A 17,552-nucleotide genomic window follows, 5' to 3' on the forward strand; every position below is an offset into this window, starting at 1 on the left:
CCCTGGACTCATTTGTCCCCGCGCTGGCCCCGGTATCCGGCAGACCCGTTGACGCAACGGGAGCTGACCATGGATGCCAGGGGCTTTTGTTATCGGCGTCCGTCTTGTGTGGGGGCCTGGCCGCCGCCCCGAAGCCGGTTCAGAAGCTGAACGTGAAGGGGGTGGCTACGAGGCAGTTGCCCTGGACCTTCTTGTGCAGCCAGGTCTTGATCAGCGATTGATACGACACATCCCACGCATTGGCCGCAACCTTGATGGCATCCAGCAGATGCTGGGGCAACCGCAGGGAAATCGTCCTGCTCGTGGGTTTCAGGTCAGGGAAAATGGCCTGCCTGGCCTGGGACCAGTCCAGATACCCGGTGGAGTCGTGTGCTTCCCAGAACGCCCGTTCATCGGCTTCGTCATGGAAGACCGGGATATCCTTATGCTTTCTGTTCATAAAAGGCTCGCTCCTTTCGGTGCATGTCGCTGGCGGAAATGACGCGAATCAGCGTCTGCTCCTTTCTGAGTCCAAAATATGCTCTAAGAAGAACTCCATCCTCATACCTTCCGTCGACTTGGACTGCGACGATGTGTGGCCTCCGGTTGTACAGTGGCGCCAATGACACGTGCCAGCGCATCCACGTGCTTTTCCATGTCCTGCTTCGTTTTCCCGGCGCGTGCTCGAATGCCGATGCTGTGGGCCGTTGAAGCTAGTAGAAAAGCCAGTGTTTCGACGTCGGTCTTCGGTGCAAGCATCCCGTTGGCCACAGCCGTCTGTAAGCAGTGTTGAAGCTGGCTATCCATCTCTTCCAGAACTTCATCAAGTACCTGTCGTATCTCGGGATCGGTCAAGGCTTCTGCCGTAGCGGTCGAGATCACGGCACAACCACTGACTCCGATGCTCTCATGAGGGCCGTCTACTTCGATGACCGCGTGCAGATACCGCGCGATCACGTCAACGAACGACCGGTCGTCGGGTTGAGATGCTAGCGCAGCGCCGAAACGCTCTCGTGCGCGCCTCTGAAAGCGTCGCATTGCCTTAATGTAGATGGTGTGCTTGTTTCCCAGCCCAGCATAGAGACTGGGCCGGTTCAGTCCGGTTTCCGCAGCCAGCGTGTCCAGAGACGTACCGGAGTAGCCGCCTTTCCAGAACGCGTGCAGGGCGCATTCAAGAGCCTGTTCAGGGTCGTAGGCACGTGGCCTTCCGCGTGGTCGTATCGCCATTTTTGTACCGATTTGAAAAATAACTCTTGACTATTCTAGTCTATCCGGTACAGAATTCAAATATTCCTTCCGAATCAGTACAAAATTCTGTCTTGGTACACCATTCGCTCACCAAAGCCTTGTTTCCCAAGCCTTCGAGAGTCCTTCATGTACCAGCATTCCCTGCATGTGCTCAACCACGTGGTTCCAATGTGGCGAGCTATTCTGTTTGGCACCTTCATCGGCGCCGTCTTCGCGGCCTTGGCAGGCTGTGATCATCAACCCGAGACGGCTTCCGGTGCGATCCCGGTTCGCGTTGTCGTCGCCCAGCCCGGTAGTATGGAGGGGGCAGGGATCACCTTCTCGGGCACGCTAGTCCCTCGCGTTGAAAGTCAGCTCGCATTCCGCGTGCCTGGGCGCATCGTTGAACGCCGAGCTGACGTGGGTGCTACCGTCGCCCGAGGTGACGTGCTGGCACGGCTGGACGACACGCCATTCAAGCTTGCCATAAAGGAATCGCAGGCCGATCTGGCGCAAGCTCGGGCCACTCTGGCGCGGGTGCAGCGCGATGTTGGCCGCAACCGTGCCTTGGCACGGTCCGGAGCCATTGCAGGGGCAGATTTCGATGCGCTGCAAACGCAGCGCATCCAGGCCAGGGCGCAGGTGCGGGCCGCGCAGAGTCGGCTGGATCGGGCGCGCAACGATCTGGCGTACGCTACGCTGACAGCGCCGGCTGCGGGCACTATTGCCGACGTGGCGGCTGAAGCCGGTCAGGTTGTGGCTGTTGGTACGCCCGTGCTGCGATTGGCACATACTGGTGAGCAGGAGGTACAAGTCGATGTGTCGGAAAGCCGTATCGGCCAGCTTACCCAGGCGCAAGTTGCCACTGTGCGCCTGCTCAGTCTGCCGGGTGTGGAGCTGACCGGAATCGTGCGCGAGGTTGCCAGCGTGGCAGATGGCGCCACACGTACCTACCGTGTGCGCGTGGCGTTGCCGGAACTACCCGAGGCTGCATGCCTAGGCATGACCGCCTCTGTGCGTTTCAAGGGTGCGGCGGGTACACATGTGCAACTGCCCATCTCTGCGTTGTTCCAGCAGGGTGAACAGCCCGCTGTCTGGGTGTTACCGGATGATGCTACGCAGTTGGAGCTGCGGCCCATCATGTTGGCCGCGATGGGTACCGACACCATCGCGGTCGCCAGGGGTGTCGCGCCGGGCGAGCGCGTGGTCGTTGCTGGCGTGCATCGGCTCGACGCCAACGTGGCGGTTCGGGTGTGGGATGGACGCCTGCCATGAGAAGAGAAGGATTCAACCTGTCCGCTTGGGGTTTGCGCCATGGTGCGCTGGTGGCGTTCGCCATGCTCCTGTCGCTAATGCTGGGCGCGCTGGCCTACTTCCAGTTAGGGCGCGCCGAAGACCCGAATCTGACCATCAAGGTAATGACCATTGACGTAGCATGGCCGGGTGCGACTACACGTGACCTTGAGCAGCAGGTGGTGGAGAAGATCTCTCGCACGTTACAGGAAGTGCCGAGTTTTGATTACGTACAAAGCTACGTCCGGCCCGGGCAGGCGACGATTTTCCTAGTGCTGCACGACAGCACGCGCAAGGCCCAGATAGAAGAAAGCTGGTACCAGGCGCGCAAGCGCGTCGGCGATATACGCCACACCTTGCCGGAAGACATCCAGGGGCCGTTCTTCAATGATGACTTTGGTGATACCTTCGGCTCCATTTACGCTTTCCATGCCGATGGCTTCGATGACGTGCGGATGAAGCAGGTGTTGCTGGCTGCGCGCGAGCGTGTGCTGGAAGTACCCGATGTCTCCAAAGTGCTTGTGCTGGGCGTGCAGGAGCCGCGCTTCTTCGTAGAATTCAGTCATGCCCGGCTGGCTCAGTTGGGCATTGCTCCCATGCAGTTGCTGGATAGCCTGCGCCGCCAGAATACCGTCGAGCCAGCCGGGGTCGTCGAGGGAGCGCGGGCACGTATCCATATCCGTGTAGATGGGGCTGTGAAATCGGTGCACGATATCGAGAACACGCCCGTGGAGATAAGCGGGCGCACCTTCCGGCTGGGGGACGTAGCCAGAGTCACGCGTGGCTTCATCGACCCGCCTCAGATGTCGATGCGCCGCAACGGTGAGCGTGTGACCGGGTTGGCCGTGTCGATGGTCGAGGGTGGCGACATTTTGAGGCTGGGCCCGCGGCTGGACGCGGTGGTGGATCAGATGCAGAAGATGCTACCGGCCGGCATCACTATAGAGAAGATCGTCGATCAGCCGACTTTGGTGGAGCGCTCGGTAAATGAGTTCTTGAGCCACTTTGTGTTGGCGCTAGGCATTGTTTTGGGCGTGAGTCTGTTAGCGTTGGGCCTGCGCACCGGCGTCGTGGTGGCGTTATCGGTACCGCTGGTGCTGAGCATTACCTTTTTCATCATGTGGCGCATGGGGATCAACCTGCAACGCATCTCTCTGGGGGCGCTGATTATCGCGCTGGGCTTGCTGGTCGATGATGCCATCATCGCTGTCGAGATGATGCAGGTGAAAATGGAAGAAGGCTGGAACCGTTTCAAGGCTGCCAGTTTCGCCTGGACCAGTACAGCTTTCCCGATGTTGACCGGCACCTTGATCACCGCAGCTGGTTTTGTGCCCGTGGGGTTTGCGCAGTCTTCCACCGGCGAGTTTACCGGCGCGATCTTCTGGGTCGTGACTATTTCGCTTCTAGTGTCCTGGGTGGTTGCGGTGCTGTTCACGCCCTATCTGGGCGTCAAGTTGCTGCCTGAGATCAAGCCACATGGTAGTGATGGCCATGGCGATGTACATCAACGTTTCCATCAGTGGTTCAGCGGCAAGATCGGCTGGTGCGTGGCACATCGCAAGACCGTGTTGGCCGCCACCGCAGCCGCCTTTGTGTTGTCTCTGGTAGCGATCCAGTTCGTACCGCAGCAATTCTTTCCGGACTCGCCTCGCGAGGAAATCCTCATCGACGTGCAGTTGGAGGAAGGTGCCAGCTATACAGCGACACTGGCCGAGACCGAGCGGGTCGAGCAACTGTTGCGCAGGGATGCGCGCGTGCGCGACTTCACCGCCTATGTGGGTAGCGGCTCGCCGCGCTTCTATCTGTCGCTAGATCCGGAAACGCCAAAGCTCAACTACGCGCAGTTGATCGTCTATCCGCACGAGTTGAAACAGGCCAGTGCGTTGGCAGCCGACCTGCGCGACCGTCTGCCTCGAGCTTTCCCGCATATCCGCACCCGAGTTTACCGGCTTGAGTTGGGGCCGACCGTGGGCTACCCGGTGCAGTTCCGCGTGCGCGGGGCTGATCCGGATACTGTGCGCGCAATCGCCGCACGGGTGCGGGACCGCATGCGCAGACACCCTAATGTGCGTGACGTGAACTTGCAATGGCACGAACGCACCAAGGCGCTGCGCCTTATGGTCGATCAGGATCGCGCTCGAGCATTGGGCCTGAACACCCAGGAAATTTCTCGTACTCTGCAAACCCTGCTGAGTGGCGCCATCGTCACCCAGGTACGTGAAGGTACGGAATTGATTGATGTAGTGGCCCGTGCCGTGGAGACGGAACGCCTCGATGCACAGAAACTGGGCGAGCTGACCATTCGCACAGCTCATGGCCGTAGTGTGCCATTGAGCCAGGTGGCCATCATCGAACCGGTGATAGAAGAAGGCGGGCTGTGGGTGCGCAACCGGCTGCCGAGCTTGAGCGTGCGCGCCGACGTACAGGGGGCACAAGCGCCGGACGTGTCCCGCCAGATCGAGTCCATGTTGCAGGACATCCGAGACGGGTTGCCAGTCGGCTACCGCATCGACACTGGCGGCACCATCGAAGAAAGCGTCAAGGCTGATGCCTCCATTCAGGCTGTCATGCCAGTGATGTTGCTTCTGTGGGCCACGTTCCTGATGATCCAGTTACAGAGTTTCAGTCGCATGTTCATGGTCGTGCTGACCGCGCCGCTGGGCATGATCGGCGTCAGCCTGGCTTTGCTGCTGACCCAGGTTCCGTTTGGTTTCATTGCCACGCTCGGTGTCATTGCACTGGCCGGCATGATTATGCGCAACTCGGTAATCCTGGTCGATCAAATCGACCGCAACATCGCTGTGGGAGAGCCACGCTGGCAGGCCATCGTCAACGCCACCGTGCGCCGTACTCGTCCGGTGGTACTCACAGCACTGGCCGCCATCCTGGCGATGATTCCGTTGATTTTCTCGGCGCTTTGGGGGCCAATGGCTATTGCCATTATGGGTGGACTGGCAGTGGCCACCCTGTTGACGTTGTTCTTTGTGCCCGCGCTGTATGCGGCTTGGTTCCGAGTTAAGCGCAATGAATAAGGGGTCTTCGCGGATCAGTGTGGGTGAGATGGAGGCCGAAATCGGCGTTTGATGCCTGAAATCAAGGGCTTTACAGCGCAGATGATGATGTCGTATCGTGTATCGACACTGGATCGAGGTGCTGTGCATGAAAACAGGTCGCAGTCTGAGGGAGCTTTTGTCCGTTCCCGGCTTCGTGGCATCGGCGAAGTTGAAGGGAATCTTTGGAGACCCCAAGGCGAGGGTCGTACAGCTGAGACGCCGAAAAAAACAGCCATTTGCTCAAATTGTGGGCAGCGCTGCCAGGGACGTTACGACCAGCGGACGTGCCGTGTGCGGGATCTTCGGGTGGCAGGCTGGGTGGTGTACCTGGAGTTCGAGCGCTGGCGGGTACGTTGTTCAGGGTGCGGCGGCGTGCATGTAGAACGGCTTGACTGGCTGGCGCAGAATCCGCGCTACACCGAACGTTTTGCGCTGCATGTCGGCAGGTTGTGCACGAGCATGAGCAACAAGGCCGTGGCAGAGCTGGAGCGGCTTCACGACAGCACGGTGAAGGATCTGTCGAAGCTGTACATGCAGGAGCAGGTTCGTCGTGCCGGCCGGCTCAAACCCAGAGCGATAGGCATTGACGAGATAGCGGTCAGAAAGGGGCACGACTATCGCGTGGTGGTCAGTGATCTGGACCAGGGCAGACCGATATGGATGGGCGGCAACGGGCGCACGCAAGCCGATGTGGAGCAGTTCTTTGCCCAGCTGGGGGGCAAGGCAAGCGATGGCATCGAGCTTGTGGTGATCGACATGTGGCGCCCGTTTCGCAACGCGGTGCGCGACAAGGCCCCCAACGCAGAGATCGTGTTCGACAAGTTCCACATCCTGCGACATCTCTCGAATGCGCTTGATCAGGTCAGGCGCGACGAGTACAGGCGTCTGCAGGGCAAGGACAGGTCGTGGATCAAGGGGCAGCGCTATACGCTGCTGTCGGCGCAGGAAAACCTGACGCTGGAAGGCCGGCAGGCACTCAGGAAGCTGCTGGCAGCCAATCGGCGGTTGAACACGGCCTATCTGCTGAAGGAATCGTTCGGGCAGCTGTGGAGCTACAGAACCGAGCGCGGTGCCCGGGCATTCTTCGAGCGCTGGAAACAGAGCCTGCGCTGGCAGCGTCTTGGGCCGTACAGGAAGTTTGCCGACATGATCGAGCGGCACTGGGATGGCATTGCCGCCTACTGCCGCCCCGAGAACAAGGTCAGTCTGGGGATGGTGGAGGGGCTGAACAACAAGATTCGGGTCATTCAGCGCAGTGCTTACGGATACCGGGATGAGGAGTATCTGAGGCTCAAGGTCATTGCCAGTTTCCTGCCTCCACTACCCGAAAACGCCCGATTGCACCCACACTGATCCGCGAAGACCCGCAAAAAAGAAGGGGATGATTTTGCCGTAAAGTACATGTTGGACCGTGTTGCTGCGGGTGATGTTGATGATGTCTTTGTTGGAGGGAAAGTGAAATTTTCTGCCGGACGCGTGTACAGGTTGAAGGAGGGGTAGTATCTTTCAGGCTTGTCGAGGTGTCGCCGATGTACAGAAAATGGCTTGATTGCCCGGGTGTTCTGGTCCGTTTGAAATCAGAAATAACTGATTCCCCAGGGGGCTGGATGCTTCTGTTGCTGGTTGGAAAGCGTTCGTACCGGCTCGTGTCCGGTTCAGCCCTGTTGCTGACTGGTTTCTCCCAGATATTCTTTTTGGAGCACGAGTCAGTCGGTGGCAGAGATTTTTCCTGGCTGATCAGCAGCCAGCTTGGCGAACAAAAGATAGCCAATGTCATCGACAGTATCGCAAAACCGGGCTGGTACTTCAGGCACCCGGTCATTGCCTTGTGATTCCCCACAACTTTCTCAATGAAATCAACATGACAAGAGAGAATCGCCCATAATTCAGAGGAAGAGAACGAGGCAAAGCCGAACCGGAGGACGCTGCAATGGGCAAGGCAGATCGGACAGAGGTTGAAGTGCAGGATCTGGGTACCCAGTGGGTTGACGAAGAGATCAGTGGCGCGCAGATGCCGGATGCGCGTCTGAAGGCACGCCTGGGCGAGATCATGCGTCATCTCGGCAAGGATGTGACCAACTCGATTCCGTCCTCGTTCGAGGATTGGGCTGCGACGAAAGCAGCGTACCGGATGCTGTCCAATGATCGGGTGGACGTCCAGGCGATCATTTCGGGGCACCTGCAGGCCACACGGCGTCGCGTGCAACAAAGCGAGGGGCAGATTCTGGTGCTGCACGATACAACCTCGTTCACGTTTGATCGGCTGTATCCAGAGGATGTGGGTTTTTTGGGCAGGCTGGCGGGAGCCGAGGAGGAGACGCGGATCTGCGGGATGCTGATGCACGCGAGTCTGGCCATCACGCAGGATGCGCTGCCCCTGGGGCTGTGTGCGCTGCAGTTCTGGAACCGGCAGGAATTCAGCAAGGATCAGGCAGCAGGCAGGGCCGCGCGCAAGCGTGTCGAGGACAGGGAAAGTCATCGCTGGGTCGAGGGGCTGCAGCAGGCCACGGCGTTGCTGCAGGCGGAGTCCGGGCGATGCGTGCACATCGCGGACCGCGAAAGCGACATCTACGCGCTGTTTTACGCGGCCAGGGAGCTGGGCACACATTTCCTGGTGCGCACCAGCACGGATCGCCCGACAGGTAACGGCCAGCAGACAGTGGAAGAGGAGATGGCCGACGCGCCGGTCAAGGGCCTGCACCGGGTGTTCTTTCGTGATCGTTGGGGCCATGCGCACGAGGCGACCATGACGCTGCGTCATCGGCGTCTGCGGATACGGCCGCCGCAGGAGCACAAGGAGTTGCCCGAGCTGACGCTGACGGTACTGCACGCCACGGAGCGAGGCGCGCCGCTCAATCGCAAGCCCCTGAGCTGGAAGCTGATCACGGATCTGCCGGTTCAGTCGCGCGAGCAGGCCATCGAGAAGCTGGACTGGTATGCGATGCGCTGGAACATCGAGACGTTCTTCAAGGTGATGAAATCGGGCTGCAAGGCCGAGGACGCGCAGCTTCGCACCGCAGAACGGTTGAGCAACCTGATGGCGGTGTACTGCATTCTGTCATGGCGGCTGATGTGGATGACGATGCTCAATCGCCTTGAACCCGAGGCCGACCCGAGGGTGGTGTTCACGGAGCAGGAGATCCGGGCTCTGAAGGCGCTGGTGACGGTACGCTGGAAGAACAAGGTGCCTGAGCCAGAGACGCTGCATGACTGCGTGATCCTGGTGGCGCGCCTTGGCGGCTATCTGGCCAGAAAGAATGACAGGCCACCGGGGAACGAGGTTATCTGGAAGGGGATGCGCCGGCTTGATGACATCGTTCTGGGAATGTCCATGTGATCAAAGATGTGGGGAATCACAAGGGTCATTGCCCATGAGGATGTGTGGATTCACAGGCTGATCGAGCTTGACCCTCACTGTCAGGTCTACGCCCGGTATGAAGGTCCAGACGTGCTGCGATTCAGCGCCCATCCCTGATTTTGACGCACAGCCACTGGCCAGCACTCACTCTGCCCGATTCCTCCGGCATCACGATCCCCCGGGCCTCACACCTCACCCCACCCGATACCGAACCAAATCCGTAATCCCATGCCCCAGCCGCTCCCCGCGCCGCTCGAAGCGCGTCGAGGGCCGCGGGCAGGGCAGGGAGGTGGTTTCAAACGGCCGTACCGGCTCGGCCACCAGTGCTGGAATCTCCGCCAGCACCTCTGCCATCTGGTCCGCATAATCCTGCCAGTCGGTGGCCAGATGGATGTAGCCCCCCGGCCGCAGTGCCGCCACCAGCTCGCGCACGAAGGGTGTCTGGATCAGCCGGCGCTTGTGGTGCCGCGCCTTTGGCCACGGGTCCGGGAAGAACACATGAATGCCGGTCAGTGACCCCGGCGCAATCATCTGCCGCAGCACCTGCTGCGCATCATGTTCGATCACCCGCAGATTGGTCAGCCCCAGCTGCTCCACCAGCTTCAGCAGCGCGCCAACGCCCGGCGTGTGCACATCGATGGCGATGAAATCCACGTCCGGTGCCGCCGCGGCAATCTCGGCCGTCGTGTCTCCCATGCCAAAGCCAATCTCCAGCACCACGGGCGCGCTGCGGCCGAACACCTGCGGATAGTCCAGCGTCCGCGCTGCAAAGGGCAGACCGAACACCGGCATCAGTCGCTCCCAGGCATCGCGCTGCGCGGCCGAGAAGTGCGAACGCCGCAACACATAGGTGCGGATGCCGCGCCGGGGCGGCTCGCTGCCGGTGTCTTTGCTGTTGGGGCTGATGGAGGGAGCGCGCGTGGTTGCCGCCTGCCGGGCCGCGTCTTCGACGGATCCGGTGGGTTCGGCAGCCCCTTGAGCATCCGCTCCGGCAGACTGTGGCACTGCATCCGAGGCAGCCTGCTGGGCAGCATCCGTTCTGGAAAAATCGGCAGAAGAGGGCAGGGAAGAAGAATCGGCAGGCATTGAAGTCATGGGGCTTCAGTGTCGGGAAGGTGATCGGGCAGAACCGTCAGGCGGCCCAAAAGCGTAGCAGAACAGGGCTGAGACTGGCAGGGTGGGTCTGGTTTCAGCCAGACGCAGTACACCGGGCGCTCCGCCCTTCATGCCTGCCACTCAGTTTTTCACGCTCGGCAGCAGCCCTTCGGTGGGCGACGACGGCGTAGCCGCATAATACTTGCGTGGCATCCGTCCGGCCAGATACGCCATGCGGCCCGCCTCCACGCCCGCCTTCATGGCGCGGGCCATCAGCACCGGGTCCTGCGCCTTGGCAATGGCGGTGTTCATCAGCACGGCCGAGCAGCCCAGCTCCATCGCCACCGTCGCGTCCGATGCCGTGCCCACACCGGCATCCACGATCACCGGCACCTTCGCCTGTTCCAGAATCAGCTTCAGGTTCCAGGGGTTCAGAATGCCCATGCCCGAGCCGATCAGCGAGGCCAGCGGCATGATCGCCACACAGCCGATGTCTTCCAGCATCCGCGCCTGGATCGGATCGTCACTGCAGTACACCATCACCTCGAAACCTTCCTTCACCAGTGTACGGGCGGCCGCCAGCGTCTCCGGCATGTTCGGGAAGAGGTTGTTCGCATTGCCCAGCACTTCCAGCTTCACCAGCGTATGGCCGTCCAGCAGCTCGCGGGCCAGTCGCAGCGTGCGCACGGCATCTTCGGCCGTGTAGCAGCCCGCCGTGTTGGGCAGGATGGTGAAGCGGCTGGGAGGCACCGCGTCCAGCAGGTTCGGTTCGCCCGGGTTCTGGCCGATATTCGTGCGCCGAATGGCCACCGTCACGATTTCGGTGCCGCTCGCATCGATGGCCCGGCGGGTCTCGTCGAAATCCGCATACTTGCCGGTTCCCACCAGCAGCCGCGAAGAAAAGGTGCGCGTACCAATGACCAGCGGATCAGGGGCAACCGTGTCGTTCATGCCAGATTCTCCAAAGCGTGTTTGAGGGAGGGATGGTGAACCGGACGCCCGTGGTGCATCATGGGTTTCCCGCGAGTCCGGGCTCTCCGTGGTCCAGGGGCTTCCGTGGGTCAGGGACTTCCATGGTCCAGGGGCCATGACGGCGTGCCGGCATCGGCCGATCCATCCAGATCATGAATGGTACCCGCCCCGGCGCCCACGCATGTCCCGGGCCATGCACGACATGCGCCCGGTGCATGCCCTCATGCCGGCGGATGCGGTTGCCCGGCGCTCCGTCAGCACACGGCAGGGGCCGACACAGGGACGCGTGATTCCATGACGCGCCCTGTACCGGCGAACGATGCCTCCGGCAGCCTCAGCCGCCCCCCACCGCCACCACGATCTCCAGCCGGTCGCCAGCCGCCAGCGCCGTGGCGCCGTGCTGTGACTTTGGCACGATCTCGCCGTTGCGTTCGATGGCAATGCGCTTGCCCGCATAGCCCAGTTCCGTCACCAGCTCGGCCAGCGTGGCTGCCGCCGTCCGGTGTGTCTCACCATTCAGAATGATGTCCATCTCGATCTTTCCTCATGCCAGCCACCACTGGTCCGTCCGGCCCGGCTCCCGAACCTGAACCTGTATCGATACCAGGCCAGAATCCGCCACTGTGCCAGCCAGTCCACGGCAACGGGAACTGGCGCCTGCCTGCAGATACCCTGCATATACCCGCCCCGCGCGTTACGGATCCCGGCCCGGGCATCCCTGCAGGGGGCTCGCCCAAGCCGGAACCTCCGCTGTCAGACCCAGTATGCAACAAGCCCGGCCAGCACACCAACCAGGGCTACCCAGCCGGCTACCGTCCACAGCAGCCGTGCGCCCAGCACGTCACGCATCATCAGCAGCGACGGCAGCCAGCGTTGCAGGAAGAGTTTGAGCGCCTCGGCATCTGCCACCGCCTGCACCGCTGCCGTCCATCGGCAGCGGTGCCCCCTGGGCGGCCGGGAAGGAAAGAGACGGGACGCGAATGACCCCCGAAGGGAGATTCAGTGATGCCCGTCCTGCTTGTACGCCGACGACATCAGCTTGTCGGTATAGGCAATGGCCATGGCCGAGGCCAGGAAAGCCAGGTGGATAACCGTCTGTGCGATCAGCGTCCGGTCCGAATAGTTGTCGGCGTTGATGAACGTCTTCAGCAGGTGGATCGAGCTGATGCCGATGATCGACATTGCCAGCTTCACCTTCAGCACCGACGCATTCACATGGCTCAGCCACTCCGGCTGGTCGCGGTGCCCTTCCAGATCCATCCGGCTCACGAAGGTCTCGTAGCCGCCCACGATCACCATGATCAGCAGGTTCGAGATCATCACCACGTCGATCAGCGCCAGCACCACCAGCATGATCACCGTCTCGTTGATCTTCGTCACCGGCACATCCGACCGGTAGCCGATGCTGGTCACCAGCGCATCCAGCGCATGCTGGTCCCCGAAGGCGGCCATGACCAGATGCCACAGCTCCATCAGGAAGTGCTCCACATAGACGGCCTGCGCCACGATCAGCCCCAGATACAGCGGCAGCTGCAGCCAGCGGCTGGCAAAGATCAGCGCCGGCAGCGGGCGCAGCGGCCGGGCGGCAATCACCGTCGCCCGCGAAAGCGCCTCGTCGGGCGCAGGGGATGGGGACGCATCCTGTGCGTCCGGCGTGTGTTGGGAATGCTGGTTCATATGACGGACAGAGAGGGAAGGGGTGGGCCACTTCGTGCCCTGCGGACCCCGGGGCAGAACCGCCGCAGGGCGCAGGCTGCCCCCGGAAGGCGCGTGACGCCACCGGAGGGCGGCCATCAGGCCGGTGCATCGATCAGGCTGATGCACCGGGGGACTGGCGCGCAATTATAGGGAAGCTCTTCCCGCCACGTTCTGCTTTTTGCGCCTGTCCCGGTTCCACCGCAGCACGGTCCCTGCTGCCGGGACCTTCATCTGGTGCTGGCCAATCCGGTCCGGCCGGAGGTACCGTACCACGTCAAAGCCGTTCCACCCAGGCCGGCAGCATGCCACGCCGGTGTGCTTCCGCAGCCCCGGTCCATGCTCAATCCAGCACCACATGCTCCGGCAGGAACCCGCCGCTCTGGTGGGCCCACAGCCGCGCATACAGCCCGTTGCGTGCCAGCAGCTCGGCGTGCGAGCCTTCTTCCACGATGCGCCCCTTGTCGAGCACCACCAGCCGGTCCATGGCCGCGATGGTGGAGAGCCGGTGCGCAATGGCAATCACCGTCTTGCCCTTCATCAGCTCGTTCAGGCTGTCCTGAATGGCCACCTCCACCTCGGAGTCCAGCGCGCTCGTCGCCTCGTCCAGCAGCAGGATCGGCGCATTCTTCAGCATCACCCGCGCAATGGCAATCCGCTGGCGCTGCCCGCCCGACAGCTTCACGCCACGCTCGCCCACCTGCACGTCGTAACCCGTGTTGCCCTCCGGATCCTTCAGGCCGGCGATGAAATCGTCCGCCTGCGCCCGCTGTGCTGCCTCGATCATGTCGGCCTCGGTGGCATCCGGCCGGCCGTACAGGATGTTGTCGCGCACCGTCCGGTGCAGCAGCGACGTATCCTGCGTCACCATCCCGATCTGCGCGCGCAGCGAATTCTGCGTGACATCCGCAATGTTTTGCCCGTCGATGGTGATGGCCCCGCGCTGCACATCATAGAAACGCAGCAGCAGGTTCACGATGGTCGACTTGCCCGCGCCCGAACGCCCCACCAGACCGATCTTCTCGCCCGGTTTGATGTTCAGGCAGAAATCCTCCAGCACCGGCCGGTGCGCACGTTCGCTGCCCTCGTCATACGAGAAGCTCACATGATCGAAGCAGATGTCGCCCTTCGTCACCTCCAGTGCCGGCGCCCCCGGCTTGTCCAGCACCGTGTGCGGCCGGGTCAGCGTGTTCATCCCGTCGCGGATCGTGCCGATGTTCTCGAACAGCTGCGCCGACTGCCACATGATCCACTGCGACAGTCCGTTGATGCGCAGCGCCATCGCCGTGGCCGCTGCCACCGCCCCCGCACTGGCCTGGCCCTGGTGCCACAGCCACAGCCCCACCGCCGCCGTGCCGCCGGTCAGCAGCATGTTCACCGTCTGCGACATCACCTCCAGCCGCGTCACCCAGCGCATCTGCGCATGTACCGTCACCATGAACTCCTCCATGGCCGACTTCGCATACCCCGACTCCCGTTCGCTGTGCGAAAACAGCTTCACCGTCGCAATGTTGCTGTAGGCATCCGTGATGCGCCCCGTCATCAGCGCCCGCGCATCTGCCTGCGCCGCCGCCAGCCGGCCCAGCTTCGGCACCGTGAACCACATCGTGGCCGAAAACAGCACGATCCACAGCAGGAACGGCGCCAGCAGCCAGGCATCGAACTGCCACAGCACCACCGAACTCGTCAGGAAATACACCGCAACATAGGTGGCCATGTCCGCAAAGGTCATCACCACCTCGCGCACCGCCAGCGCCGTCTGCATCACCTTGGCCGACACCCGGCCCGCAAACTCGTCCTGATAGAAACTCAGGCTCTGCGCCAGCATCAGCCGGTGAAAGCGCCAACGCAGCCGCATCGGCAGCACCCCCTGCAGCGTCTGGAAGCGCAGCGACGACGACAGCAGCGTCAGCAGCGGACTCAGCACCAGCACCAGCACCATCAGGGTCAGCGCGCCGCCCCGCTCGGCAAACAGTGTCTCGGGCGTATAGCGCCCGATCCAGTCCACCAGAAAGCCCATCCACTGAAAGAGCAGCGCCTCCACCACCCCGATGCCCGCCACCGTGAGGAACAGCAGCACCAGCCAGCGCCGCACACCCTGCAGCGAGGCCACCACGAAGCCCCACAGCCCCTTGTTCGGGATGCGGTGCGTCTCGTCCGGATACGGATCGATCCGGTTTTCAAACCAGTTGAACAGCGATTTCATGCGGAGGAGGAATGATTGGAAAGGGGCACAATGACCCCGGACCCGGACCCGGACCCGGACCCGGACCTGGACCTGGACCCGGACCTGGACCCGGACCTGGACCCGGACCTGGACCCGGACCAGCGTCTGCGTGCGCAGGAGCGACCATGCCCATGGTACGCGCCGGACCCCCTGATGGCACCTTCCCGGGCAGGATCAGGACGAACGGCGCGGAATCGACGCAGACAACGGCGCCGAGATGGTTGCAGCCTGCCAGTTTACCGCGGCTCAACCCCTGCCGCGATGCACCCGCGCGATCCGGGGCTGGTGCATGCAGCCTCACGGCCGCTGCCCGGTCAGCGCACTGCCCATGGCTGCCACCACCGTCAGCACGATGGCCCCCCACTGTGCCCAGGTCAGCGACTCACCCAGCGTCACGAACGCGATCGTCGCCGTCAGGGCCGGCTCCAGACTGGTCATCACCCCGTAGGTACCGGCCTGCAGCCCCCGCAGCGCCTTCATCTCCAGAAACATCGGAATCGCGCTGGACAGCACCGCTGCCCCCAGTCCCACCAGCAGCACCTGCGGCGCAAACAGGGATGTCCCCGCGTGCACCAGCCCCACCGGCGCCACCACCAGTGCGCCGGTCGCCACGCCCAGCGCCACGGTCCGGCCCGCATGCAGATGCTGGGTCCGCTTGCCGAAGATGATGTAGCCCGCCCAGCAGGTGGCGGCTGCCAGGGCAAACAGCACCCCCGCCGGGTCCAGGGAGCCCGCTGCTCCCCGGATGGGCAACAGCAGCAGCAACCCCGCCACGGCACAGGCAATCCACAGATAATCGATCCTGCGGCGGGACGAAAAGAGCGCCACCGCCAGCGGCCCGCAGAACTCGATGGCCACCGCCACCCCGAACGGAATCGTCCGGATGGCCATGTAGAACATCAGGTTCATCACCCCCAGCGTCACCCCGTAGCGCAGCACCACCCACCAGTCCTGCCGTGGCAGCCGGTGCCGCCAGGTGCGCGTGGCCAGCAGCAGCACCAGCGCCGAGAACCCCAGCCGCAGCGTCGTCGTACCCTGCGCGCCAATCAACGGGAACAGCTGCTTGGCCAGCGACGTGCCCAGTGCCAGTGCGACCATCGAGGTCAGCAGCGCCAGCACCGGCTTCAGGGGAAAGCCCTGCGTCCCGCCCCGGTCCTCCTGCTCATTCTGCATGTCTTCTCCCTGTTCCGGCGCTTTCACGGAACCCAAAACCATCGTACAATGCGCCCCGTGCGGGCGTAGCTCAGTTGGTAGAGCGCCGGCTTCCCAAGCCTGAGGTCGCGAGTTCGAGACTCGTCGCCCGCTCCAGTTTCAAACCCATTCAAACAATGGTTCCGCCAGCGTCCGGTGCACGTCGCCCGTCTGGCGGTTTTTTTTGCCCTGACGGATTGGCAGGCCATCATGCAATCCGATCCATCCTTCGTAGCCCACCGCCCCATCCTGTCCGATACAGACCGCCAGCGGCTGTACCATCTGGCGGCACGTCTTCCGTTGGCGCAGTTTCGCGCCGATACGCGTAACTACGAAGAAATGGCGGTCGACTTCGTCTTCACCTCCGCCAGAATCGAAGGTAACACCTACGACCGCATCGACACCGACAATCTGTTGCGTCTGGGTGTCACTGCCGGTGGCAAGCGCTTCTCCGATGCCATCATGCTGGTCAACCTTCGGGATGGCTTTGCCAGGGTCATGGCCATCGAACCCGACTCCCGCCTGGACCTGGACTACCTCTGCGACCTCCACAAGATCCTCATGAAGGATCTGCTGCCCGTGCACGAACAGGGCATCGTTCGCACCACGCACGTCACCATTGGCGGCTCCTCCTACGACCCGCCTGCAGACCCCGCGCGCCTGCGTACCGAAATCCGTTTCATCCTACCCGAAGCCAGCCGCTACACCGACCCCTTCGAGCGGGCCATCTACCTGCACTGCAACCTGGCCTACCTGCAGTACTTCCGTGACGGCAACAAGCGGACCGCCCGTCTGATGCAGACCGCAGCCCTGGTACAGGGCAACGTTCTGCCCCTCTTCTTCCACGACTCACTGATCGACCGCTACCAGCGCGCCACCGTCCACTACTACGAAACCGGCGACTACGCCCCTTACGTCAGCTTCTTCATCGACAACTATGCCCTGGCCATCTCCCGCCTGCTTGGCGACGCCGCTCATGGTTCCGATGCCCTGACATCTGCCGAAGCGAGGCTTGCCGCTGACGAGTACGAGCGCCGTCTGGCCATGCTGCCCAGCCTCGAACGTGCCGGGGGACCAGCCCATATTTTCTGGGAACAGGCGCAGGAGGCCCTGAACGCCCATGAATCTCCCGACCGGGTGAACTGGCCCGACATCGAGCGTCGAACCCTGGTCGAAAGCATCGCCCGTCATGGTCACGACCCCGAAGGCGTTGCTGCCATTCTCTGCAAATACAGCCCCGCCGCCGTCACGCCTGAGCAGCAGCAGGCCATTCTGGAAGATGCCGGCCGGCTGGGAGAGGCGTTACTGGTAAATTACAAACAAAAGCCATTCTGATTTGCAATATCCCCAAATAGGCCATTCGTCCCATGGCGACAAACCAATCGTGACATAGTTCCTCGACGTAATCAGAGGCAGCCCCTATCGTTTCCTGCGAAAAGCGCTGTCCGTCACCGGGGTTCCC

15 protein-coding genes and 1 tRNA gene are annotated in these 17,552 nt (G+C 62.3%); 7 read left to right on the top strand and 9 right to left on the bottom strand.

All coding sequences use genetic code 11. The annotated features are described in order from the left end of the window. Positions 1-139: 139 nt before the first annotated feature. Positions 140-439 (bottom strand): BrnA antitoxin family protein, encoded by a 300-nt coding sequence (locus EHV23_RS13605; RefSeq protein WP_125096545.1) that lies wholly within the window; start codon positions 437-439, stop codon positions 140-142. 101 nt (positions 440-540) lie between these two features. After that, complete coding sequence (locus EHV23_RS13615; RefSeq protein ID WP_125096546.1) at positions 541-1,206, bottom strand: TetR/AcrR family transcriptional regulator; 666 nt, start codon at positions 1,204-1,206, stop codon at positions 541-543. A gap of 147 nt (positions 1,207-1,353) precedes the next feature. Here EHV23_RS13615 and EHV23_RS13620 point away from each other — a divergent pair, with 147 nt between their 5' ends. The 5 genes from EHV23_RS13620 (at position 1,354) to EHV23_RS13640 (ending at position 8,889) form a co-directional block, all read left to right on the top strand. Continuing rightward, positions 1,354-2,481, top strand: coding sequence for an efflux RND transporter periplasmic adaptor subunit (locus EHV23_RS13620; protein WP_125096547.1), 1,128 nt, complete (start codon positions 1,354-1,356; stop codon positions 2,479-2,481). Beyond that, positions 2,478-5,531 carry an efflux RND transporter permease subunit gene (locus EHV23_RS13625; RefSeq protein ID WP_125096548.1) on the top strand — a complete coding sequence of 1,018 codons (3,054 nt, stop codon included), beginning with the start codon at positions 2,478-2,480 and terminating at the stop codon, positions 5,529-5,531. The genes EHV23_RS13620 and EHV23_RS13625 overlap by 4 nt, the downstream gene beginning before the upstream one ends. Before the next feature lie 87 nt (positions 5,532-5,618). Continuing rightward, positions 5,619-6,905, top strand: coding sequence for an ISL3 family transposase (locus EHV23_RS13630; protein ID WP_238990501.1), 1,287 nt, complete (start codon positions 5,619-5,621; stop codon positions 6,903-6,905). A 176-nt stretch (positions 6,906-7,081) separates the two neighbouring features. Then, the gene (locus tag EHV23_RS13635; protein WP_125096549.1) at positions 7,082-7,384 is read left to right on the top strand and encodes a hypothetical protein; all 303 of its coding nucleotides are present in this window, start codon (positions 7,082-7,084) and stop codon (positions 7,382-7,384) included. Between the two features lie 98 nt (positions 7,385-7,482). Beyond that, entirely contained in the window at positions 7,483-8,889 is a 1,407-nt protein-coding gene (locus EHV23_RS13640) for an IS4 family transposase (protein ID WP_125096550.1), read from the top strand. A gap of 213 nt (positions 8,890-9,102) precedes the next feature. On the opposite strand, the gene trmB is transcribed toward EHV23_RS13640, so the two are convergent. From trmB to EHV23_RS13675, 7 genes are all read right to left on the bottom strand, one after another. Further along, positions 9,103-10,005 carry a tRNA (guanosine(46)-N7)-methyltransferase TrmB gene (gene trmB / locus EHV23_RS13645; RefSeq protein ID WP_238990458.1) on the bottom strand — a complete coding sequence of 301 codons (903 nt, stop codon included), beginning with the start codon at positions 10,003-10,005 and terminating at the stop codon, positions 9,103-9,105. A gap of 141 nt (positions 10,006-10,146) precedes the next feature. Continuing rightward, on the bottom strand, positions 10,147-10,956 hold the full coding sequence (locus EHV23_RS13650) for a thiazole synthase (RefSeq protein ID WP_125096551.1): 810 nt from the start codon (positions 10,954-10,956) through the stop codon (positions 10,147-10,149). A 355-nt stretch (positions 10,957-11,311) separates the two neighbouring features. Beyond that, on the bottom strand, positions 11,312-11,509 hold the full coding sequence (thiS, locus tag EHV23_RS13655; protein ID WP_005671787.1) for a sulfur carrier protein ThiS: 198 nt from the start codon (positions 11,507-11,509) through the stop codon (positions 11,312-11,314). A 221-nt stretch (positions 11,510-11,730) separates the two neighbouring features. Further along, complete coding sequence (locus EHV23_RS15355; RefSeq protein WP_158615985.1) at positions 11,731-11,895, bottom strand: hypothetical protein; 165 nt, start codon at positions 11,893-11,895, stop codon at positions 11,731-11,733. An 81-nt stretch (positions 11,896-11,976) separates the two neighbouring features. Then, positions 11,977-12,654: a TIGR00645 family protein gene (locus EHV23_RS13660; protein WP_125096552.1), complete on the bottom strand. Its 678-nt coding sequence runs from the start codon at positions 12,652-12,654 to the stop codon at positions 11,977-11,979. Positions 12,655-13,015: 361 nt separating this feature from the next. Then, positions 13,016-14,878, bottom strand: a complete 1,863-nt coding sequence (locus EHV23_RS13665) for an ABC transporter ATP-binding protein (RefSeq protein WP_125096553.1) — start codon at positions 14,876-14,878, stop codon at positions 13,016-13,018. A gap of 318 nt (positions 14,879-15,196) precedes the next feature. After that, the gene (locus EHV23_RS13675; protein WP_158615986.1) at positions 15,197-16,072 is read right to left on the bottom strand and encodes an EamA family transporter; all 876 of its coding nucleotides are present in this window, start codon (positions 16,070-16,072) and stop codon (positions 15,197-15,199) included. Positions 16,073-16,131: 59 nt separating this feature from the next. Here EHV23_RS13675 and EHV23_RS13680 point away from each other — a divergent pair. Further along, positions 16,132-16,207, top strand: a tRNA-Gly gene (locus tag EHV23_RS13680). A 93-nt stretch (positions 16,208-16,300) separates the two neighbouring features. Then, positions 16,301-17,425, top strand: coding sequence for a Fic family protein (locus EHV23_RS13685; protein ID WP_125096556.1), 1,125 nt, complete (start codon positions 16,301-16,303; stop codon positions 17,423-17,425). Positions 17,426-17,552 lie beyond the last annotated feature (127 nt).

This window comes from Lautropia dentalis, assembly GCF_003892345.1.
Lineage (GTDB): Bacteria > Pseudomonadota > Gammaproteobacteria > Burkholderiales > Burkholderiaceae_E > Lautropia > Lautropia dentalis.